The 20,676-nt window shown below is 51.2% G+C and carries 18 protein-coding genes and 1 tRNA gene; 7 read left to right on the top strand and 12 right to left on the bottom strand.

Annotated features, from left to right (window positions below; genetic code table 11):
- On the bottom strand, window positions 1-739 hold a 739-nt coding region (locus tag PHV74_08080), incomplete at its 3' end, for a hypothetical protein (GenBank protein MDD5094318.1).
- Window positions 740-1,586: 847 nt separating this feature from the next.
- On the opposite strand from PHV74_08080, the gene PHV74_08075 reads away from it, so the two are divergent.
- Complete coding sequence (locus PHV74_08075; protein MDD5094317.1) at window positions 1,587-2,810, top strand: ABC transporter substrate-binding protein; 1,224 nt, start codon at window positions 1,587-1,589, stop codon at window positions 2,808-2,810.
- Between the two features lie 606 nt (window positions 2,811-3,416).
- The gene (locus PHV74_08070; GenBank protein MDD5094316.1) at window positions 3,417-4,388 is read left to right on the top strand and encodes an Lrp/AsnC family transcriptional regulator; all 972 of its coding nucleotides are present in this window, start codon (window positions 3,417-3,419) and stop codon (window positions 4,386-4,388) included.
- 94 nt (window positions 4,389-4,482) lie between these two features.
- On the opposite strand, the gene PHV74_08065 is transcribed toward PHV74_08070, so the two are convergent.
- The 8 genes from PHV74_08065 to PHV74_08030 form a co-directional block, all read right to left on the bottom strand.
- Window positions 4,483-5,514, bottom strand: a complete 1,032-nt coding sequence (locus PHV74_08065; GenBank protein ID MDD5094315.1) for a C-terminal binding protein — start codon at window positions 5,512-5,514, stop codon at window positions 4,483-4,485.
- Between the two features lie 346 nt (window positions 5,515-5,860).
- Window positions 5,861-6,286, bottom strand: a complete 426-nt coding sequence (locus PHV74_08060) for a hypothetical protein (protein ID MDD5094314.1) — start codon at window positions 6,284-6,286, stop codon at window positions 5,861-5,863.
- Between the two features lie 772 nt (window positions 6,287-7,058).
- Entirely contained in the window at window positions 7,059-7,388 is a 330-nt protein-coding gene (locus PHV74_08055; GenBank protein ID MDD5094313.1) for a DUF5658 family protein, read from the bottom strand.
- Between the two features lie 191 nt (window positions 7,389-7,579).
- Complete coding sequence (locus tag PHV74_08050) at window positions 7,580-8,002, bottom strand: hypothetical protein (GenBank protein ID MDD5094312.1); 423 nt, start codon at window positions 8,000-8,002, stop codon at window positions 7,580-7,582.
- 149 nt (window positions 8,003-8,151) lie between these two features.
- On the bottom strand, window positions 8,152-9,432 hold the full coding sequence (locus PHV74_08045; GenBank protein MDD5094311.1) for a 2-hydroxyacyl-CoA dehydratase family protein: 1,281 nt from the start codon (window positions 9,430-9,432) through the stop codon (window positions 8,152-8,154).
- Window positions 9,433-9,437: 5 nt separating this feature from the next.
- Window positions 9,438-10,571, bottom strand: a complete 1,134-nt coding sequence (locus PHV74_08040) for a 2-hydroxyacyl-CoA dehydratase family protein (GenBank protein MDD5094310.1) — start codon at window positions 10,569-10,571, stop codon at window positions 9,438-9,440.
- A 138-nt stretch (window positions 10,572-10,709) separates the two neighbouring features.
- A complete protein-coding gene (locus tag PHV74_08035) occupies window positions 10,710-12,044 on the bottom strand; it encodes a GMC family oxidoreductase N-terminal domain-containing protein (protein ID MDD5094309.1) in 1,335 nt (444 codons plus the stop codon).
- A gap of 152 nt (window positions 12,045-12,196) precedes the next feature.
- Window positions 12,197-12,595 carry an Rrf2 family transcriptional regulator gene (locus PHV74_08030; protein ID MDD5094308.1) on the bottom strand — a complete coding sequence of 133 codons (399 nt, stop codon included), beginning with the start codon at window positions 12,593-12,595 and terminating at the stop codon, window positions 12,197-12,199.
- Window positions 12,596-13,344: 749 nt separating this feature from the next.
- On the opposite strand from PHV74_08030, the gene mobB reads away from it, so the two are divergent.
- Entirely contained in the window at window positions 13,345-14,031 is a 687-nt protein-coding gene (gene mobB / locus PHV74_08025) for a molybdopterin-guanine dinucleotide biosynthesis protein B (protein ID MDD5094307.1), read from the top strand.
- Between the two features lie 4 nt (window positions 14,032-14,035).
- Window positions 14,036-14,722, top strand: coding sequence for a molybdenum cofactor guanylyltransferase (locus PHV74_08020; GenBank protein MDD5094306.1), 687 nt, complete (start codon window positions 14,036-14,038; stop codon window positions 14,720-14,722).
- Between the two features lie 89 nt (window positions 14,723-14,811).
- Here PHV74_08020 and PHV74_08015 read toward each other — a convergent pair.
- The 3 genes from PHV74_08015 to PHV74_08005 form a co-directional block, all read right to left on the bottom strand.
- A tRNA-Arg gene (locus PHV74_08015) sits at window positions 14,812-14,887 on the bottom strand.
- Window positions 14,878-16,074: a tyrosine-type recombinase/integrase gene (locus tag PHV74_08010; protein MDD5094305.1), complete on the bottom strand. Its 1,197-nt coding sequence runs from the start codon at window positions 16,072-16,074 to the stop codon at window positions 14,878-14,880. Before PHV74_08010 ends, PHV74_08015 begins: the two co-directional genes overlap by 10 nt.
- 50 nt (window positions 16,075-16,124) lie before the next feature.
- A complete protein-coding gene (locus PHV74_08005) occupies window positions 16,125-17,138 on the bottom strand; it encodes a hypothetical protein (protein ID MDD5094304.1) in 1,014 nt (337 codons plus the stop codon).
- A gap of 116 nt (window positions 17,139-17,254) precedes the next feature.
- On the opposite strand from PHV74_08005, the gene PHV74_08000 reads away from it, so the two are divergent.
- The 3 genes from PHV74_08000 to PHV74_07990 all read left to right on the top strand — a co-directional run bounded on the left by PHV74_08000 (window position 17,255) and on the right by PHV74_07990 (window position 20,243).
- Complete coding sequence (locus tag PHV74_08000; GenBank protein ID MDD5094303.1) at window positions 17,255-17,446, top strand: helix-turn-helix domain-containing protein; 192 nt, start codon at window positions 17,255-17,257, stop codon at window positions 17,444-17,446.
- Window positions 17,447-17,523: 77 nt separating this feature from the next.
- A complete protein-coding gene (locus tag PHV74_07995) occupies window positions 17,524-19,815 on the top strand; it encodes a DUF3854 domain-containing protein (GenBank protein ID MDD5094302.1) in 2,292 nt (763 codons plus the stop codon).
- Window positions 19,803-20,243 (top strand): hypothetical protein, encoded by a 441-nt coding sequence (locus PHV74_07990; protein MDD5094301.1) that lies wholly within the window; start codon window positions 19,803-19,805, stop codon window positions 20,241-20,243. The genes PHV74_07995 and PHV74_07990 overlap by 13 nt, the downstream gene beginning before the upstream one ends.
- The last annotated feature ends 433 nt before the right edge of the window (window positions 20,244-20,676 follow it).

The following is a 20,676-nucleotide window of genomic DNA, read 5'->3' as shown; positions in this document are numbered from 1 at the left end:
GGTACTGGTAGGTCTCTTGCCTGCCGAAGAGGTCAATGATAGCCGCGGCGGCTACATCCACACGGTCGGCCACCTCAAACTTAGCGGTGAAGTGATCGGAATCGCCGGTCATATACGGCGTAACGGAGTCGATGGCAGGACCGATCTGGTAAATGAGCCAATCGGGAGGAGCCGCTATTTGGATTGAACTGGAGATATGGTCTTTGCTGAGCGCAATAGAATAGGGTAGCTGATCCAGGTTTTCAGCCAGTTTTCCAGCCAGATAGGAAATGCCATCATTATAGATGATACGGAATGTCTCGCCCTGGAGGAAATCTTCCTTGATGATCTTGGCAGCTGTCTCGGCCCGGTCTTTTGTTATCAGGGTATAGGTGAATTCATCGGTGCTGCCCAGGAAATAGGGGAGAAAGGTATGGACAGCTGATTCGAATTGCGCCTCCAGCCATTTGGGAGGGAGTATCTCCCTGGCGGTGGTGACTGTTACCGCTTTAACTTTGGAGAGGTGTACCGGAATGTCCTGGGGGGCATTCTGTGCTTCTATCTCATCGAGCGCAGCGGGCAAGGCTTCATCGTAGACAAAGTCGTACATATCTGCCTTGTGAGTCTGACTGTTGTAGGAGTCACTGTTGCCAAAGGTGCTGTTTACCTGGGTCAGGCTGAGGGAAGCCAGAAGCAAGGGGACAAAGAGAATGATCAGAGGAATCGCAAACCCGCGCCTAATCCATATCATGGTCTCCATATCGTTTGTTGAGTGGTTGTAATGATTCTATAGTTTCTGGAAAGCGCCTGTCAAATGCCGGAAATTCAAAATCGTGGTCTCACCGGGCATGTTATCGGCGTCTATATTTTTCAGTATAAAGCGTTTCATTGATTCGCCATATCACAAAGGAGTCCTCCATGACCTGATCGGATGGTCCGCATTGATGCGCCATGAATCCAAACATTGTCAGGTCTTGCCAAAGAGAAACTAGCGCTGATTCTGCCTCAAAATACGTAGCTTTACGGATACCCAAAAGGTACTTGGGTTCCTATTATTTCATATGTAACCTTGGGCTGCGAACTGGTACGGGCAGATTTTCTCGGGATTCGTGATCTTTCTTTTTCAGTGGGCATGGTATTCATGGAACATCAATGAGATGAGTTGCTTTTGAGTGAATCAAACTGTCCGTGGGTAGATGGGCCATGTAAAGCATGGTATTGATAGTATCGTAGAGATATGCATGTTGCACGCACTTCGTAATAGATGATCGTTCTAGTTGATATTTTCTGCGATCTAGCATAAAATACAATACAAGTCCTACCCGATACTGAATTTGCTCCACAGCTGGGTCAACGATGGCGCCAACGCCAATAGAAAACACACTTAGACGCAACATGGTGGCATCATATTAGGTGATAGTGGGTGTAGAGTAACGAGTCCGATAGTGGCTGCGTATCGAGTTTTAGTAAATCGAGGCAAAATGCAAAACCAAATGGCAATACAGCAGAGGAGGTGTTTGGATATGATATGAGAACTACAGAGCCGGTAGATTTGTAAGTCAGTTTGGCTCAAGACATGAAGCGAAGTGGAAAGGAGAAGGATAAGAATGCGATCAAGAAGTACATTGTGGTGTAAAATAGCATGCCTCGTTCTGGTTCTGGCACTTATGGTGCCTGTCCTGGCGGCCTGCGGTGATGATGAAGAGGATACTCCCACTCCGGCATCGCCCACTCCGACATCGACAACCCCGACTATCTCCAAGGAGACGGTGAACATCGGGCTTCTGACCTCGTGGAGCGGTCCGGCTGCCAAGGCCGGTGGTCTTGTCGATCAAGTGCTCAAGATTATTGATAAACAACTGGAGGAGAAGGGAGGTCTCAATGTTGGTGGAGTGATCAGGCCTGTTAAGTGGGTCAAACAAGATGATAATACTCAGGTAGCCGATGCCGTATCCGGTTACAAGAAGCTGGCGCTGCAAAATGTTTCCGCAGTCTTCATTGGCGGGGCGACCGCAGCTGCGCTTACGGCGACATCCGATGCTGCGGAAGAGACCAAGGTGCCGTTGTTCAGCGTAGCATCCACCCCTGTGGACCTGAGCAACAGGCCATACACCATACGCTGTGCCTATCCGAACGCGCCTGACTCGGTGCCGCTGGTATCGGATTTTATCGTGAACAAGCTCAAGCCAGAAACCGTGGGATTGCTTATAGCCAACATGGAGGACATTCGTGCCCGTGCTTCTCTGATGAAGAAGGCGCTGGAGGCGGCTGGTGTAAAGATTGTCTATGAGCAGTACCCCGAAGTTACCACTGTCGACTATGCGTCGATGATTACCGGCATCCGGCAAAAGAACCCCGATGTCCTGATTATAGACAGCGGCGGAACTGACACGTTTTATATCAACATCTTCAAACAGATCCCTGGACTGGGTGGCTGGGGCGATATCAAGGTTGTGTGTACCAGCGTGTCATCCACCGGGCCGGCCTTAAAAGAGGCAGGAGCTGAGGGCACATACCATTGGCTTCTATGGATGCCCGGCCTGCCTTATCCCGGATCCCAAGTGTTTCAGGATGCTTGGACTGCGCAATATCCAAACGAGCGTCCTACATCAGGCCACGAAGTGATGTATCAGACCATTTGGGTAGGCCTGAAAGCCATAGAGAAGGCTGGATCGGATAAGCCTGCCGATATCCAGAAGGCGGCTCGCTCAGGAAACTTTGTCTGGGAGGACTCTCCGGTAGGGCCATTCAAGATCAATGCTGACGGTACCCACAACAACGTGGGACAAATTGTATTGTATACAGGCGGGGCGCTTACCGCGGTAGAATAGTAACCATTAGATTTCCAGGTAACAGGTGAGTGTTAATCTTGGTAGGGATATCCCTCTCCCTTGAGGGATATCCCTACCAGAGCTATAGGCTGAAGGTCGCAATAAGGAACACAAGTACGTTCTGTCACTCAGTACCCCGGGATGCCGGTCACCAACCGCTTACCGCAAAATCCTCTGCAAGCCTCTCTGGCTTTCTTTTTCCCCAACAGCGATGATATTCCGATTGAACACGCTTAATGTACGCCTGACTGCAGTGGAATCAAACTAGCCGTGGATAGATCAGTCATATAAAATATGACATATTTGGTAACATATAGTAGTGCAGGTTGTACTGATGGTAGCTGCGGTATAGTTCAGGTTGATATTTTGGACAATCTGCTATAAAATACTGTACGAGTTCAACCAATTGCTGAGCTTACACCTGAGATGAGCCGATAATGGGGGCAAATCCGCAGGTTCTCTCACATCGCTAAGACTCGCCTCGCGGTGTAATGGATTCAGGGCTAGGGTCTATTTTGTAATCGGGAAAGAGCAATCGTTGACCATCTTCGCCGGCGCGGTTTTGTGGAGGTTGACGATCCTGTCGATGTAAGTGGAGTGGTTTATATGAGCGAACAAGTTGTGAGAGAGGATCTGGACGAATTTGATCGCTTGTTGATCAGAGAGTTGGAGAGCGACGCCAGAAAGAGTTATCTGAATCTGGCCGCAACGCTGGGCACGAGCAACAAGACAGTGCGCCGCCGGATGCAGAATTTAGTGGATAGGGGATTGGTATCCTTCGTTACCATAACCGATCCTCACGCTTTGGGATATCTGACACTGGCAACCCTCAGGATCACTACTGCTCCCGGCAAAGTGGATGCTGTGGCAACTCAACTGGCGTCCTTGCCGAACATCCAGACCATTGTTGCCACGACTGGAAGTTGCGATATCATAGCCTCTTTACCCATCCGAGACTTTGAGGAACTTTCAGATTTTATTGCCCGGGATATCAACAGCATCCCGGAGATCACTAACACTGAAACTGTGCTGGTCCTCAAGCCATTCAAACACTTATCGTATGCAGGCGGTGAGGCTTTCCATGGCGATCGCAGAACCAATGGCTATCGGCTGGATCCACTGGACATATCTTTGATCGGAGAGTTAGAGTTGAATCCCAGGGAAAGCATCTCACAACTGGCCCAAAAGCTGGGTACCAGCAGAGCCACTGTGAGTAAGAAGATGCAAGCGCTGCGCTCTCAAGGCATCATGCGTATTGTCAGCATCCCGGATCTGGATGCGCTGGGCTACAAACTATGGGCGATGCTGCAGCTGAAGATCAATCCCGCCAAACTCGATGAGGTTGTTGACGAACTCGCCCGCTATCCTAACGTCACCCACATTGTGATGCTCACCGGAGGGTTTCAGCTGAGCGTTGCGGCGACATTTAAAGACCGGGGTGACATGTGTGATTTTGCGATGCAAAAGCTGGGCCGGATTCCCGGGGTGGTTCGTTATGAAACAACCTTGAACTTGAAAAGTTACAAGCGTTCCTTCAAACTGGTTGCTCCGCAGAGCACTAACGGCAAGCAAAACTGAAGCCTCGACCTGCGGAGGTTCAGGAATCCACAGGTCGAGGCTCCACACGGTTTAAGGCGTTGAAATCACTTGAGAGACGCCGGACAGGCGGATTTCACCTTCCCCATTTTTCCTGGTACTTCTCTTTGACTTGCGGATTCACCAGGCCGAAGGGCCATTGTTTCTTGATCAGCACGTTGATCATCTCTTCCCCTGCCACCTTGCAGCCATCAAAGATGGCTTGCCGTGAAGCCCCAGCGCTGTGAGCGGTGATAATGACGTTATCCAGCTTCAGCAGGGGGTTATCGATGTTTATGGGCTCCGGCTCTGTCACATCCAGGGCCGCTCCGGCCAGCAAGCCCTTGACCAGAGCCTGATGGAGGGCCTGGGTGTCAACCACAGGTCCTCGCGCGGTATTGATCAGATAAGCCTTGCGTTTCATTTGTTCGAACTGCGCCATACCCATCATTCCCTTGGTTTGTTCGTTAAGCGGTGTGTGCAGCGAGACTATATCCGATTCCGCAAGGAGCTGGCCCAAGTGCTCCACCTTGTCGACGCCGAATGAGTCACAGAGGCTCTTTGAGGCGTAGGGGTCATAGGTGATCAGGTGTATTCCAAAGGCCTTCGCTTTGGGAACCAGAGCCTGAGGGATTGTTCCAAATCCCACCAGTCCGAGCGTCTGTCCCCGCAAGCGTGCCAGATCGGGCCAGATATTTCGCAGAATGTAAAGCGGAAACTTGCTGTCCCATTTGCCAGCCTTTGTTGCTTCGTGGAGAGCGACGATCTTTCGCGTGCAGGCCAGAATCAGGGCCATGGTATGATCGGAAACTTCTTCTGCATTGAAGTGGGGGATGTTGGCCACCATAATGCCCTGCTCTGTTGCCGCTGCCACATCGATGCCGTCATACCCTACCCCGATACTCTGGATGAATCGACATTTCGGAAGCGCTCGGAGCACTCTGGCGGAGAGGACATTAAGCGCGGCGGCGACCAGTAATCCATCAGCGTCTCTGGCTGTGGAGATCACTTCCTCCTCAGTGCGGCACATCTTGATCACTACTTCGATGTCTACTCCGGCCTCTTTGAATACCTGGCCATAATCGGGCATAAAGGTTGTTTTGACAAGCTGTGCTACCTTAAAACTCATGTGAGTCTCCTTTCATAATAAGTGGGTTTGGCAGTTGGCGTGACAGTCAAAAGGTGCGCCTTTGCTGTCAATTATAGGTATGAAGGATCGCTATCGTCAACACAATGTACAGAGGCTTCTTTCCACACAACTCACACTGCTGCAGATCTTTGGTTCCGGGGAACTTCGCATGAAGGGGAACAAATGAAGGTTGGGAATGTGATATTTCTGGCAGTCCATCGCGCACTTAGCAAGGCCGGTGTCAGCAGGCGATTGCAGGCCGATCTCTGCTGACACCTGTGCAATGTATCACATAGTGCACTGACCCCCTCACTCGGTTTGCGCCTTTGAGTGATTCGATGTTGAGCTAGTATTTGCAAGGGATAGATTTTACCAGATCGGAGAAAGCGTTGAACTTACCCAATTTGGTAAAAAGCTTGAGCATGTTGCCGTGGACGACCATCCATTTCTTGGCTATGGCAACCTGAGCATTCGCCTCGCCTTTGGCTACTCGGACCATCTTCTCATATTCGGCAATGGTGGTGGAGATATACCCATCCTCGTTCTTCCAACTGCGCCACTCGCTGGGGGCGGGTTTCTCGGAACGAGTGGCCTTCACTATCTTGCCGTCCTCAAATTCCCATTGTACCAGGACATCGATGCCGCCGGGAACATTGATGACGATCGTTCTCTGTTTCTCCGTCAGTCCCGAGGCCTTTTTCAGGTATTCGGGGTCTGTTCGAGTCTTGGCCACAACCGCATCTACCCACTCCTGTGATTGATACTTCATCATCTGATCCTCCTCATAGGATTTTCTCATGGAACCCGCAGAAATTTTGGAAAGACAGTAGTCATACCCGGGAGTGACTAGCCCCCAGGTCTCGTCCATCGGCAGCGAGAATCATGCCATCGAGACAGGGAGTGCCTATTATCTGTGTTATGGCCCTGCCTCGATGAAATGCCCAAGTTTACCCTAGCAGCGATGAACCAAGTGCAAAAGCGTGTGAGCCCCCAGACTATATAGGTATTTTCCCTCATTTTCGTAATCTCAAGGGTATGTCCTGATGGATTGAGCCTCTCAGGTTGACTGTCCTATTTTCACTGACGCGGAAAATGGCTGGAAAAGTATTTGGAGTTTGGATAAGGTGCAGAGCGAGAGGATAAATAGTCGGAAACGAGTGCAGATATGATGGTCTTGCAGTGTATCGCAACCTATAAGCGCAGGTCGCTCTCTTCCGAGAGGTGAGGCTCAAGGATTCGAGGCGATCGTCTAGTGACCGAGGCCATGTGCTGGAAGAAGTGAGATGGCGATTTGCAGATCGTTGGGCAGGTCCTGCAATATCCGAGCGGTCTCGGCGGGTGCTGTTGTGACTGCTTTTTTGGATCGGCAGTTAGCAATATGTATAGGAATAGAGACGGAGTGCGGAGTGGTCTTTAGCTGGGGGTTGCTTTGAGTTTAGGGGAGACGTCACAGGAGGAGCGCAGCGATGGCACCGGAGCGCTTTGAGTTAAAGACGAGTGACGCATGCCATTTCGAGGCGGGCGCATCTGGGGGCAAACAATGGTCAGGCAGAAATGAACACCACGCTCAAGTTCCAGATGACGATTGCCACATAGCAGGCGACGATGCATGCGGTGCTGATCAAGGCAAGTCTGGGGCAGGCTTTATAGATGCTCCACAGGATGAAGGCACTTACCAATGCTCCCGTCACTTTCATCACCAGGAAGAAGTTGTCTCCCACCAGGGGTTCCATGAGTGGATTCCCTTCCTTGGCAAAGCCTCCCCCGACGAGGATTTGAGTCATCAGTCCATCGGTGATCACCAGGCTGATCAGAGCGCCAATGAGGTAATGCATTGGGGATAAGGCGGGAAGAAATCCTCTTATGTATCTCATGGTGCTATATTAGCACCGCAGAGTAAACATGCCGGTAAAAATCGGGTTAAAGGAAGTTAAAAAACCGATAGGAGGCAGAGAATGTCATTGGGGATAGATGCCGACGTGCGGGAAAAGGGTTTTGAGAGGAAGGGGGAGGGGGTAATTACCCCTCCCCCGGGTTGTTGTTTGGAGTCTTCTGAACTTAGAGTTCAATAATCACACTTTACCGAGGCCACCAGTTGCCCGAAGGCATTGAAGCCGGCCATTTTGGGGAATACCTTGATCATGTCCCCATGAAGGACATACAGTTTCTTTGCCATGGCTTCCTGGGAAGTGACCTCGCCTCTGGCAATCTTGGCAAGGTTTTCATAGGCGCCCAGGGTGGTGGAAATGAGGCCCTCTTCGTTTTTCAGGTTCCGCCATTCGCTGGGGGCGGGTTTCTCTTGACGTACGGCTTTGACTACCTTTCCTTCCTTCCATTCCCAGATCAGGAGAATATCCACGCCTCCCGGGGCATCCATGATGACCGATCTTTGCCTGGCTGTCAGCGTTTTGGCCTTTTTCAGATATTCCTCGTCTGTCCGGCTCTTTTCGGTGATGGCATCTACCCATTCCTGGGTCTGATATCTCATCCTAACCTCCCGTTTAGTTACTTGTTTCAGTGCGGCAGCGATGTCAATCGTTCGCCTGCAAGAGGCAATCTCAAATGACATCGCTGCCGCGTACTACCGACGCTATTGGCAACATCTTACCACATCTCGGGATGTTCTTTGAAGATGCACTAGTCCTTCTTGGCCTTCCTTTCCCTCTTAGCCTTATGCTGTTTGACCAATCCCATGAAATCGACTAACTGGTCGCGAACAACCTCCCCTGAGGTCACTCTTGGATCGATGAAATCGGTCTCCAGATTTAGCGTAGGAACTCCCGCTACTTCCATTATCTTGTCTTTTACCAGCTTGGCCGCGGCCCAGTTGGACTTGCAGGCTAAATGCCCAGAGAATACGGCTCCATCGGCCTGGTAGTTCTGGACAAGATCTAGTGCGGAATCAGCGTACACTTCCCACGGTCCCCGGCATTCCCTGGTCATGGGCATGTTGCATACTTTTTCTGCTAACCACAGGATCATGTCTTCGTAGTTCATGTCCCCTTTGAGGGGAGGCACGAGCATATTGTTAAGCATGAAGGTGGTGCTGATTGCCCCGAACTCGTTAGCCATGTGGTCCACGATCAGGTTGGGGGTATATGTCGGCACCGTGTAAATCCATGCAATCCTGAGTTTCTCCTGGACGGGATAAGGCAGCTTTCCGGCCAGCCGGTCCTGTGCTCGGTCATACACCATCTGCAGATAATCCACTAGCTCAGGGGTTCCTGCCAACTGGATCATATTAGTGTAGGCTAAGCGATTTTGGTCCAGTGTACAGGGTGAGGGAACCATCATCGCCATCTCCCGGATCTTCAGCATCAGTTCATGAGCGCGACCGGAAAGTTTGAGAGCTTCTCTCAGCCTGTTGTGATCAAGTTTCTTGCCGGTATGCTCCTCCGCCCAGGCTATCATCTTCTTCAGGTCTTTGGCGGTGTATTGATAACCCGCTTGGCTGTTTATATAGGGTACATGGACGCTGTAGTACGGGATCCCAAAGTACTTGGCCATTGAGGAATCGATGCCCGGAATAGAGTCGCAAGGGGCGTTCTGTACCACCCATATTGTCGGAAGGGGAGTATCGCCGGAAAGGGCTAATCCCATGGGGAGCCTGTTGGTGGAACAGATATAATCGGGAACCACCTCTGTGGCGAGGTCGATGTATTTTTCAGCCTTGCCGGGAATGAGAGTTAGAGTGGCGAGGTTGAGATCAACCACTGGCACAACGTCCATGGCCCAGAAGATCTCCGGCGGAATTGAGAAGCTTATCCAGGCAACGGGTTCGCCCTTTTCATGAGCGGCGGCAGCTTTCAGATACACCTTTCCCACCAGCCCCAATCCCTGTGCTTTCTCAGGGCTGAGGGCCGGCATTTTGGCCATGCCGCTGAACATCATCCCAACTTCTTTGACTACATCAGCCATTTTGTTTACCTCCCTATCCTTTCTAGGAATGCCTGAACCCGGGTTTTGAGTTGCCCTGTGCCGCTTAAAGCATACTCTCTGTCAAGAGCCATGAACGGAATGTTCGCCTTTTTCATCTCCTCGCGTACGGCCAGGAGTTGTCCGCCCCAGAGCTGACAGTTTCGGATCGTCTGGTAAATGACCCCATCCACCTTGTGGCTTTTGACCATCTCCTTCATGAAATCGAGTCTCTCATCCATCCGGTTTGCCATCCGGCCACAGGAGGGGCGCTCCATATAGGCCTCTGCCAGTGCCTGGAGAAGGTCTTTGCCTTTTATTTCTACCGGGTTCATGAAATAGCGGGCGCCAAAGCAGTCGGTATCGGTGACTACCAGGCCGCCCAGTTCTTCCATAATACCGAAATAGGCGGGATCGTCGCAGCCGCCTCCCCCGGAGATCATCAGTCTGGCGCGGTAGTTCGGCGCTGCCTCGCGTCCCTTAATCTCTCCAAGCAGCCTTTTCATCACCTGGTTGAATTGGTCTTTGGGCATGCTGGTCGCCGCGCGCAGAACGATCATCGTCTCTGCTCCGGTGATGGGCGGCTTGTCGGAACGTCGCAGATCATACAACTGGTTGAGCAGGCTTCTGGTCTCATTGTAGACCTCGATAGCCTTCTTCAGCTTCTCATCGGTGATCTTGACGCCAAAAGCTTTCTCCACTTTCTCTTTGAATGCGGTGATCTGCAGCTTGTACCATTCAATGCCAGCATCATCCACTTTCTTCGGGACATCGATGACATCGAGAATGACGTATTTTTTCGGATCGACCGCTCGCAGAATATCGCTCATGCGGCGGATGTCATCGCAACTGGTGGTGAAGGCATATCCGTCCAGAAAATCATATTTTCCCTCAAAGGCAAATTCCAGACAGGCACGCGGGAAGCTGCAATTGTAGCGGCTCATGTAGACATCCGCTGATGTGGTCTCGGTGCAGCCTGGCGCGGCCATCCGATACGGAAGGATATCGGCCGCATAGAGTAACTCCTCCGGCACGTAGGTGCAGAAGAATCCCACCACCTTCTTGCCTTTGGCCTTCCATTCCTTGACGGCTTTGTTTTCAAGACTATCGGCCAGTTCAGTCAGTTCGTCTAAAGCACTCATCTCTCAATCCAACCCCCTTTTCATACTTTGCTCCTCCGTTTTAGTTGATCCCTTTCCGTCTGATGTGCCGATTGTTCCTTCTCATCAATTCATCCACTTGCCTCCCGAGCGTCAGTCCCTGATACATGTTTCTTGAAACTATTTCTTGGAGAGAACGCTTTCTAGATGCTGGGCCATTCGTAAAGAGAAGGCGACGATGGTTAGCATCGGGGGCAGTCCCAGTTCTTCGGGGATGACGCTGGTATCGCAGCAATAAAGATTCTTGATCTGAGTCTGAAAATTGGAGTCTACCAGCTTGCCGACTCTGGCCGTTCCCCCGGGGTGGCCCAGAATATTGTCGGTATACTCAAAGCTAGTGGGATCGCATCCGGCCTTGGTCAGGATCTTCTCCGCCACGGCCTTCCCATGGTCCAGCCGCATCAAGTCTCTCGGGGTCATTCGTTTGCTCAGCTTGCCCTCTTCATAGAATACCCGCCCCTCAAAATCATCGGTTACCTTGCACATGATTTCCATGCCTTTCTTGAACCGGAACTGGTTTTTGATGGCTCTCAGCTTGTGCGGTCCCATAAACTGTGTCGCCATGAACATCGACCTGTTTGTATAGGCGTTGGCAAAGAAAACCCCGTGTTCTTCATCATGCCAGCCCGCGGATATGCCCAGTTCACCGACCTGGCCCACGCCCTCTTTGAGGAAGCCCGTCACTGATACTGTGGGGTCTCCGATGAACCAGCTGCCGGCCTCGGGAATACCGGACCGTTGCAGAATGCGGGCAGTCCCCATACCGCCCGCAGAGGAAACCACTATCTTGCCGTAAACCTCGTACTCCTGCCCGTTTTTACCTCTGGCTCTCATGCCGACCGCCGTGCCGTTTTCCACGATCACGTTCCTGACGTTCACATTGGGCATCACGATGGCGCCGTTTTTCTCCGCTTCCTGGACAAACTCGATAGCCGTCCATTTGGAGCCTGCGGGGCAGCCTGTGATACACTTCTGACAGTTGAGCTTACACTTGGCGGGATCAAAGAATCTTTCCAGATTCTGCCAGGGATACCCGCACTCATGAGCTGCCGCTACCAGTCGCTTGACCCCCGGAGCAATCAGATGATCAGGCACCTTGTTGACCCGGCAGTCTTTCTTGGCTTGTGCCACATACTGGGTGAGATCGATACCGTGTTTCTTCCAGACGTCGATTTGAGGGTCGGCAGCGGCGCCCATGTAAAGGAGAGATCCCCCGCCGACGCACTTGGCCGAGAAGACGACCGAGCCATCGTCTTCAATGGTTTTCAACTGGCCCTTGTTCTCCGTAGCCTTGACAAAGACCATCAGGTTTCCCACCTTCTTGACCCACGGTCCCTTTTCCAGAATAATGACCTTCTTGCCTGCTTTGGAAAGTCCTCTGGCTACGGTTGCCCCTCCGGGGCCGGATCCTGCTATGACTACGTCGGTTTCCATCCTGATCGGTTTTGCGGCCATTTTATCCTCCTAGATTCTTCGATACGTATTACTATTGGCTGCGGAGCATCCAATCATACCCAGAGACAGGATTCTTCGGGGTTCGCTGTTGGTATCTGTATACAATGTTGTTTGTTGTGTGTAGAGGTTCGAGGTTTTTGCAACCGCTCTCCTCAGGGCACCAAATCCTGCAATGTCTTGGAATCCAGAAAATTACCGATTGTCTCGGTCATTTGTACCCAGAAAGTACGCATGGGGCAATGGCCACTTCGTGGACACATGCCGGGATCATCTACGCACTCAACCATGGCAAGACTGCCGTCCATGGCCACAACGACATCGCGAATTTTTATCTGTGAGAGAGGCCTGGTTAGCTTCCATCCTCCGAACGCGCCACGAGTGACGCTGATAATGCCGGCGGTCCTGAGGGAGGCGGACAGTTGTCTGAGGTATGCCTCAGGAATCTGTTGGCGCTTGGCAATATCTTTGATCGGGACAGCACTGTCAGTATCAGTGAGAGCTGAGTCGAGCAATGCCCTTATGGCGTATCTTCCTTTAGTGGAGAGTTTCACGATTTACCCCTGATAATCGTCTACGATCATCGGATCGCGTATTTAATATGATCAGAATACTCACAATTGTACTGTTTGTCAAGCCTTTTTGCTGGACAGAAAATTGGAGATAGGGTCGTGGCCTAAAACCACTGCCCCCTGATTATGGAAGATCACTGTGAGGGGAGCGATAGATCGAGCTCTTATGAGGGACATCCTCAAACCCCTGACGGAAAAAATCCTGCGCCGCTTGAACAGAGGCTCCTTAGACAGCTGGGGCACTATCACCAACTCAAAGAACCACATCTGGCAGCGTTCTTGTGGCATATCTTTCTTTGATACAGCGTTTCAGAAATAGCGCTGATCCGCTTAGAGTGTTGATATCGCCTGATTGAACCCCTACCCTATACTCGCTGGAGGCTGTTTGACCTCCGATGATTCCCAGGAATCTCCATCGCAAAAAAGAATACTATACGTTTTTCCGACAGGATCGAGAGGCGAAATACTGTTTGCAACATTATCGGCTGAATTTTATCGTTTTGTCAAGCCTTAGCATAGACGCTAGGAATTTCAGCCGGAGCCTCCATTCATTGAGGATGAGCCTTGGATACTGTTCGGGCTGGCGCGGCGGGTAAGTCTGAGGCGCTTCTATTGCGCTGATCGTGAAAAAAGGGAGGCCATTACAGCAACTCCAACGCTTGAAGTGGTAAAATAAGCAGGGGCTGGTGACGGCTCTCTGATTGAGGAATACGGGAAAGGAGGCGATATCGATGGTCCCTGTCATATGTGTCATCGGGAGATCGAACTCGGGGAAGACGCTGTTGATGAAGCAGTTGATTGCCGATCTGAAGGAGCGCCGTTATCGAGTCGCCGCGATCAAGCACTCCCGTCACATTTCCGATTCCGATATTCCCGGAAAGGATACATGGAACTATTCTCAGGCAGGCAGCGATCTGGTGGGCCTCAGCTCTCCGGGTCATGTTTCTCTGACCATGAAGGCGGACTCCGATCCTCACCTTGCCGAGATCGTCCGACTGATCGGCCCGGATTTTGATGTTATCCTGGCAGAGGGTTTCAAGCTCAGTTCGATGCCGAAGATACACGTCTTCAGAGATGGCATCGATGATGAACTTCTCTGTTCGGAAGAAGACTTGATTGCGGTGGTGGCGGATAAACAGATGCCCTTCCAGGTGCCTCTTTTTTCTCCGCGGGATATCTCCGGTCTGGTCGGGCTGATCGAAATTCGAATCCTTGAGGCCAAAGAGCCGGAGATGGTGATGCTATATGCCAATGGGAAATCGATTCCCACCACCGGCTTTGTGAGGCATATGTTTGCCCAGACTCTGCGAGGGATGCTCTCCTCTCTCAAAGATGTTCCGCCTGATTTGAGGAGCATAGACCTCTCCATACGGTTCTCCGATCCCGATGCACACCCTTCCGATGCCGAGGAGAGGTGACCTGGTGAGCTCGATTATTCTTGCTGGTGGCCGAGGCACTCGAATGGGAAAAGAGAAGGTCTCTCTGGTGATCGCCGATGGCAGTCTGCTCCAGAGGACTATTCATCTTCTGGACCAGCTTGGGCAAGAGATCATCGTTGTCCTGGCGTCAGGCCAGGACTTGCCCGCGGTAAGTTCTTCACAGACCATCAGAACGGCTACTGACGCATATCGGGGCAAGGGGCCGCTGGTTGGAATCTATTCCGGGCTAAAGGTCTCGCGAGATGATTATAACCTGGTAGTTGCCTGTGATATGCCATTCCTCAGCATTGACCTGTTGCGCTATATGGTTTCTCTGGCGCCCGGATTCGATATCGTGATTCCCAGGATTGGTGATCTGATGGAGCCCTTGCATGCCATCTACTCAAAGAGTTGCCTGCCTCATATAGAAGATATGATGAGAGGGGGTTCTCGTCTCCAACCCGTCAAGCTGCTGGATCGGGTGAAAGTGCGTTATGTGGAAGAAAGCGAGATAAACAAGTTCGATCCCCAGCACCTGAGTTTTTTCAATGTCAACACCCCGGCCGATCTGGAAAAGGCCAGGGAACTAGTGGATGGGGAACGTCATCGGACCCCCGATATCCGTCAGGGCCAAGTCCCCGGTGGAAGGGATTCTTCGCCGTTGGAGAAACGGTTTTCCAGTCAACCGTGAGCCTCTGTGTTCGGCTGCCGGCGGCCTGCGGAAAACGAAAATGGCCCTCGTCAGGATAACCCCGGAGAGCCATTTTGAAGTTGCCTTTTTGGTACCCCTGGTGCGAATCGAACGCACGACACGCGGTTTAGGAAACCGCTGCTCTATCCTCTGAGCTACAGGGGCGCAGCTTCGATTTTCTGATTTGCGCTATCCGTTTTGGATGAAATAGTCACGGAATAGTCACGGCGCTTTTTCATGCTTTCTTCAAATTTCAGCGCCGCCTCTCTGTCTTGCCCAGGAAAAGTATGGGCATAAAAGTTCAGAGTGGTGGCCACGTCCGCATGCCCTAATCGCTCCTGAACCACTTTGATATTCACTCCATCCTTTATTAGAGCACTTCCGTGATAGTGCCGCAAATCATGAAGTCGCATATTCTCGCATCCTATTTGGCGAGCGATCTCCTTGAAGCTATGACTGAAACCAGTTGGCTCATATGGCCTTCCGTCAATATACGAGAAGATCAAACTATCCTCATCAAGCAATGCACCAGCCGCAGCAAGCTCGGCGGTTCTCTGTTCTTTCCGTTTGCGCAAAGCGATGCACGGAGTCGGTCCCAAGTCCACCGGACGGCGACTCGAAACCGACTTTGGCGGCTTGAAAATTATACCCCTTCCTGGGATTCGCAGCAACGTCTGAGAAACCTTGATTTGGCCAAGCAGCAGGTCTACGTCGCACCAACGAAGCCCCAATACCTCAGCCCTTCGAAGTCCAGAGTACATTGATATGATGAAGGCATCCTTGAAGGGACTCTTCTCAATGGCTTCCTCAAATAGGCTTACCTGGGCTTCTGTAAGCAATTTCATTTGCCTGCGCTGGTATCTCGGGGCATCGACGGCCTTTGCCGGATTGAACGGAATGAGTCTCAATCTAACTGCCTGGCTCAAAGCCTTGGCTAATACGTTGTGAACATTCCGGCAGGTCTTGGCCGTGCGGGTTCCATCGTTCAGGCGAGTGTAAAACTTTGAAATGTGCAGTGGTTCAAGCCTTTGCAGCGGGATAGCGCCTAACCCTGGCTTCAAATGAAAGTTCACGATACCGGCATATCCCTGAACAGTGCTCGGGCTCAAATTTGGCCGTGCATAGGAATCCATCCATTGATCGAGGAATTGGCTCACGGTGAGGCGTTCCGGCTTGACGTATCCGCCATTTTCCACACGGGTTAGTTGATCCCGAACAGCCTTTTCTGCTTCAACCTTGGTGCGAAACGTCATTCGCTGCTGTTTCCGTTTGCCGGTGAGGGGATCAACTCCTAGATCAAAGACACATGTCCAAGTCCCTGCTTTTGTTCGCTTGATACTTCCGCTTGCCATGACGCCTCCTATTATAGCATCTAGTGTTATAACATAAAACGTAGAGGTAATTAACCACCGAAAGGAATATTGCGGTTCACCATAACCAAGATTCGATCTGGTATCCAGTCAAGCTTTCTTACTATTTTGTCGAAATCATAAGGCTTGTCATCAAAGATCGTGTGCCAGAATGTGTTGGGAGGGATATCTCGATCACGGTCCTTCACCCACTTTCGAAGCTGGATAATCAAATCCGACATTTCCACTTCTGACAAAATTGTCTGTGATTCCGCTAGAAGTGTTATTACCTGTCTAAGCCAAAGTTCATAGACCCGTTCGGCAACTGGTGATAACTCGATAGGTTCGAGCTGTTTCCATAACTCCGCTGCATCGGGGGATTCTCGTTTGCATAGGAGTATTAGCAGGCTTTCGAGCTTATCAGATGATGCGCGCACTGTGTGCCTATCTATCTCGATTATTCCGGCCGCCTGCCCGAAAGGTGCGCCTTCGTGTCCGGCGGCTGTGATTCTTCCATTATTATCGATTGGATAACTGCGAGATAAGGTGCTTTTGTCCAGTTCACCAGTGAGAATCAGGGTCGCATATTCCCACGGGTGAGTGCTCCAAATAATATCAAGGTCGGTCGTGTCCATATCCTGGTTTAGGATAGCGGATACGAGTTCGCGATCACTGTAAAGGTTTGCCCAATAACTGAGTATCCAAGGCTCGGTTATCTTTGCCGATAGAATGGCGGCCCATTTTGCGCCTCTACGGCTTAACGGTTTCCCCTTTATCTGCATGTCTCTCCAAACTTCGAGAACAACAGGCAAAGCTGCGAACGGTATTTCGGAGGCATAAGCTAATGACCAAGGTTTATCTTCGGGCCATTTTTGGGGATTTCGCGCTGCTGAGATGTATTTTTCGATAGTCCCAATATCGGGTGGTATGTCATCAGGGTGTGGCCACAACTTCTTCGCAATATCCTTAGCTAATGAGGTTCGGTCTTTTTGCCGATTCTGAGGCGAGAGGGCTATTTCAATAATTTGGGCTTTCTTGTTTTTCGGAATCCGAGGTCCTTTCGCCATTTTGCTCCCTTATATCGTTATATCCTTTTTATCAAGTTGTAATATCCTTGCATGACTGTATTATATAGCAGACAATAGAGTTAAGCAATAACAAAGGATAAGAAGAGGTGACACTGATGCAAAGAACCATAGAGCCCCTTGTCTATAACCAGAAAGAGGCGGCCAAAGCACTCGGGATCAGCGAGAAAACCTGTCAGGAGCTAGTCCGAGCGGGGAAAATCCCCTCAATCAGAATTTCCGCGCGCCGGATCATAATCCCGAAAAAGGCAATCGAGAAAATTCTTGAAGAGGGCTCAAACGTCGCCTAGCACCTCCTTTTTAGCCCCTGGGGTGGCCGTCCACACCCTGGGGGCGCCGAGGGAAAAAGGCAAAAGGGGGTAGCTAAATGACAAATGAAGTATTTTCGGCTGCAATACCGGAGTTGATGCAGCCACATTTGGAGCACCTTCAGGCGTCCGCCATAGACATTGATGTGATTCGTGAGCGCGGATACAAAAGCATCCTAGGCAAGGCCCCGCTGGATGAGGCCGGATTTGCCACATACCAGAGGCGAGCGCCTGGTATCCTCATCCCAATGTTCGCCCCTGACGGATCAGCAGTCGGATATCAGTACCGGCCAGATAACCCGCGCACTAATGGCAAGGGCAAGCCCATCAAATATGAGACGCCTCTCGATGCCGGAGTGCGGCTCGACATGCCGCGACGGTGCCAGCCTATGGCGGGCAATCCTAACATACCCATACTTTTCACCGAGGGCCTCAAGAAAGGTGATGCGATAGCCTCTAAAGGCGGGTGTGCTGTTGCACTCCTTGGGGTATACAACTTCCGAGGCCGGAACGAATACGGCGGGACAACGCTCCTGGCCGATTTTGATTCGCTTGCCTTGAAAGATCGGGACGTTTACATCGCCTTTGACAGTGATGCTTCGACCAAGCCCCAAGTGCTCAATGCTGAGGCGCGGCTAGCCGAACATCTAAGGCGGAAGGGTGCCGGAGTGAAGATCATCCGTATACCGCCCGGGCCAAATGGCGAAAAACAGGGTGCTGATGATTTTCTTGCAGCCGGGCATACGCTCGATGATCTGATGGCGCTGGCAATTGAAGTATTGCCCGCGCCAACTCCGCAGCCAAACGATGGATTGCCAACTATCGTAGTCAATCGAGAGCCTACGGACGTGCTGAACGATGTCTTAAAAGCACTTGAGGCCGGGAACAATCCAGAACGTCTATTCCTCCGAAGCGGCCGATTGGTGCGGATCGTATCCGATGAGAGGGACCGACTGGCCATACAAGAGTTGACAGATGCCGCCATGTGTGGAGAGATGTTGCGTGTGGCGCACTTTGAAAACGTAAGCGATAAGCGTGCTACTCCGGCATGGCCCCCAGACAAGCTGGTTAGGGTGCTACCAACACTGCCAGGTGCGAAGTTCCCTCCGTTGTTAGGACTTACCGAGGTCCCCGTAGTATCTCAGGATGGCTCAGTAAGGACAACGCCAGGCTATGACCCTGAATCAAAGTTGTTCTACGCTCCATTACCTGGGTTCCGTATGCCGACAATCACTGAGGCACCAACGGATAATGACCTAAAAGCAGCCCGGGACTTGCTTTTGGAAATTTTTATTGACTTCCCGTTTGATTCTGAGGCCAGCCGCACAAATTGCGTTGGTGCTCTTCTGGGAGTGATACTCAAGCCACTCATCAAGGGACCGTCGCCAGCTGTTGTAGTAGATAAACCGCGAGCAGGCACAGGGGCTAGCCTTGTATGTGATTGTATATCTATCATCGCCACTGGACATGCAGGAGCCACGATGGGCATGCCGAAGGACGACGCTGAGATGAACCAAACCTTGTTCTCCCATGCAATGGGAGGCACCGCGCTTAACGTTATCGACAACGTAGAAGCCAAGTTAATCTCGCCAGAACTAGCCAGGTATCTTACATCTCCTGAAGTAACCCAACGGATCATGAAGACCCAAACGACGGTGACAGTACCAAATCGGATGAGTGTGTTTATCACTGGAAATAATGTGCGCCTTGGTGGTGATTTGCCTCGTCGGTGCTACTCCGTGCGGATGGACGCCAAATTGGCTCGCCCCTGGGAGCGAGACTCCAGCCGATTCCGGCATCCCAAAATATGCCAATGGGTAAGCGAGACGCGTGGAAATATCCTCGCCGCTATCTATACTCTAGCCAAGGCATGGATCCAATGTGATAAGCCGGCACCTGAAAAAACAGTGAAGTTAGGCTCTTTCGAGAGTTACACAGCGGTTGTCGGTGGCATTCTTGAGTTTGCCGGGATTAAAGGATTCCTGGGCAATCAAGATGACACTTACGGCCGGAGCGATGTCGACGGTGCACAATTCGAGGCGTTCACCAGTGTTTGGAGTGAGGTATTTGGCATTCGCGGCGTTACCACCAAGGAGTTGATTACCTCTGAAGAGATCATGGCGGTACTACCCGATATTATGGCCCCACGCAAGGACCGCGACCACTCTCGGATCGTGGGTAATGCCCTCGCTAAGTACGCCGATACCCGCTACGGCAACGGATTGATACTTAAGCGATTGCCCGAAACAAAAAGACACGCCGTTTTATGGTGTGTGGTGAGTTATGAGGATGCTAACTCACCATCACCTGACATCGCACCAACAAAGGAGACTGATCAGTGGAAGCTATGACGTTGATCGAAGAGGCAAACCGGCTAGGACTTCGCCTGTCAGTAGATGCAGATGGCAAACTCGACGTGAAAGGACCTCGGACGCCGGAAGTCCTGGCGATCCTTCCAAAGTTGAAAGAAAATAAGCCTGGGATCATTGCGGCATTAAAAAAGCCAAAGCTGGTAGAAGGCCAATCTCCCGAATGGCACGCTCAGGAAGTGGCGCGCCGTGTGATCGAAAAGGGGATTTGCCTCTTTTGGGCCGAACTCCACGGTGAGGTGATTGCCTTCATTCGGGATGAGTCATTCCTTCGACAGGTTCCGTCTGGAATGGTCGCTTATACCGTCTCAGAGATTGAGACAATGTTTGATTCAAATATCGATGATTCCCAGAGAAGGCTTGTTCACCAAGTAAAGAAGCTCGCCAGCGCAAAGGTGGTTGAGGATTAACAGTTGCCGTTCCTGTACGAGTGAGTGTTTCCAAATGGCGACGGCTTTGGGAGAGGGTGTTGTAATAAAGACCTAAGTTTAGCTTCAGATTTTGAACTGCCACCAGTTGGGTACACGTTTGGGGGCTATAGTAATTATTGAGAGAGGTGCTGTATGAGTGTGCTAGTGCGTAGTGTGACCACCAAAGTAAAACGGCGAGCGCCCAAGGTAAACTTCCAAGAGATAACCCAACTTCCGCAGTTTCGAAGCTGACAGGTGCTTCTCCCGAACGTAAAGTTGGTACTACATTGCTTTAATTTTCATTCGGAGGCCGTTTAAGAATAGGGGTTAAGAATACCCTGAAAGAAGTTGACACGGTTTTTGAAACCGACGTTTTGACGTTCAAGTGACATTCTCATAGGTTAAGCCCTCGGTTTTGAGGGTTTGAGCACTT

This window comes from Dehalococcoidia bacterium (genome assembly GCA_028711995.1).
In the GTDB taxonomy this organism is placed as follows: domain Bacteria; phylum Chloroflexota; class Dehalococcoidia; order SZUA-161; family SpSt-899; genus JAQTRE01.
The sequence above is the reverse complement of the archived record's forward strand: the minus strand, read 5'-3'. Positions and strand labels throughout refer to the sequence as shown.

Bases quoted from the DNA above. Each gene is read 5' to 3' on its own strand.
- PHV74_08075 (MDD5094317.1), top strand. From the start codon at position 1,587: ATGCGATCAAGAAGTACATTGTGGTGTAAAATAGCATGCCTCGTTCTG.
- PHV74_08070 (MDD5094316.1), top strand. From the start codon at position 3,417: ATGAGCGAACAAGTTGTGAGAGAGGATCTGGACGAATTTGATCGCTTG.
- PHV74_08065 (MDD5094315.1), bottom strand. From the start codon at position 5,514: ATGAGTTTTAAGGTAGCACAGCTTGTCAAAACAACCTTTATGCCCGAT.
- PHV74_08060 (MDD5094314.1), bottom strand. From the start codon at position 6,286: ATGATGAAGTATCAATCACAGGAGTGGGTAGATGCGGTTGTGGCCAAG.
- PHV74_08055 (MDD5094313.1), bottom strand. From the start codon at position 7,388: ATGAGATACATAAGAGGATTTCTTCCCGCCTTATCCCCAATGCATTAC.
- PHV74_08050 (MDD5094312.1), bottom strand. From the start codon at position 8,002: ATGAGATATCAGACCCAGGAATGGGTAGATGCCATCACCGAAAAGAGC.
- PHV74_08045 (MDD5094311.1), bottom strand. From the start codon at position 9,432: ATGGCTGATGTAGTCAAAGAAGTTGGGATGATGTTCAGCGGCATGGCC.
- PHV74_08040 (MDD5094310.1), bottom strand. From the start codon at position 10,571: ATGAGTGCTTTAGACGAACTGACTGAACTGGCCGATAGTCTTGAAAAC.
- PHV74_08035 (MDD5094309.1), bottom strand. From the start codon at position 12,044: ATGGCCGCAAAACCGATCAGGATGGAAACCGACGTAGTCATAGCAGGA.
- mobB (MDD5094307.1), top strand. From the start codon at position 13,345: ATGGTCCCTGTCATATGTGTCATCGGGAGATCGAACTCGGGGAAGACG.
- PHV74_08010 (MDD5094305.1), bottom strand. From the start codon at position 16,074: ATGGCAAGCGGAAGTATCAAGCGAACAAAAGCAGGGACTTGGACATGT.
- PHV74_08005 (MDD5094304.1), bottom strand. From the start codon at position 17,138: ATGGCGAAAGGACCTCGGATTCCGAAAAACAAGAAAGCCCAAATTATT.
- PHV74_08000 (MDD5094303.1), top strand. From the start codon at position 17,255: ATGCAAAGAACCATAGAGCCCCTTGTCTATAACCAGAAAGAGGCGGCC.
- PHV74_07995 (MDD5094302.1), top strand. From the start codon at position 17,524: ATGACAAATGAAGTATTTTCGGCTGCAATACCGGAGTTGATGCAGCCA.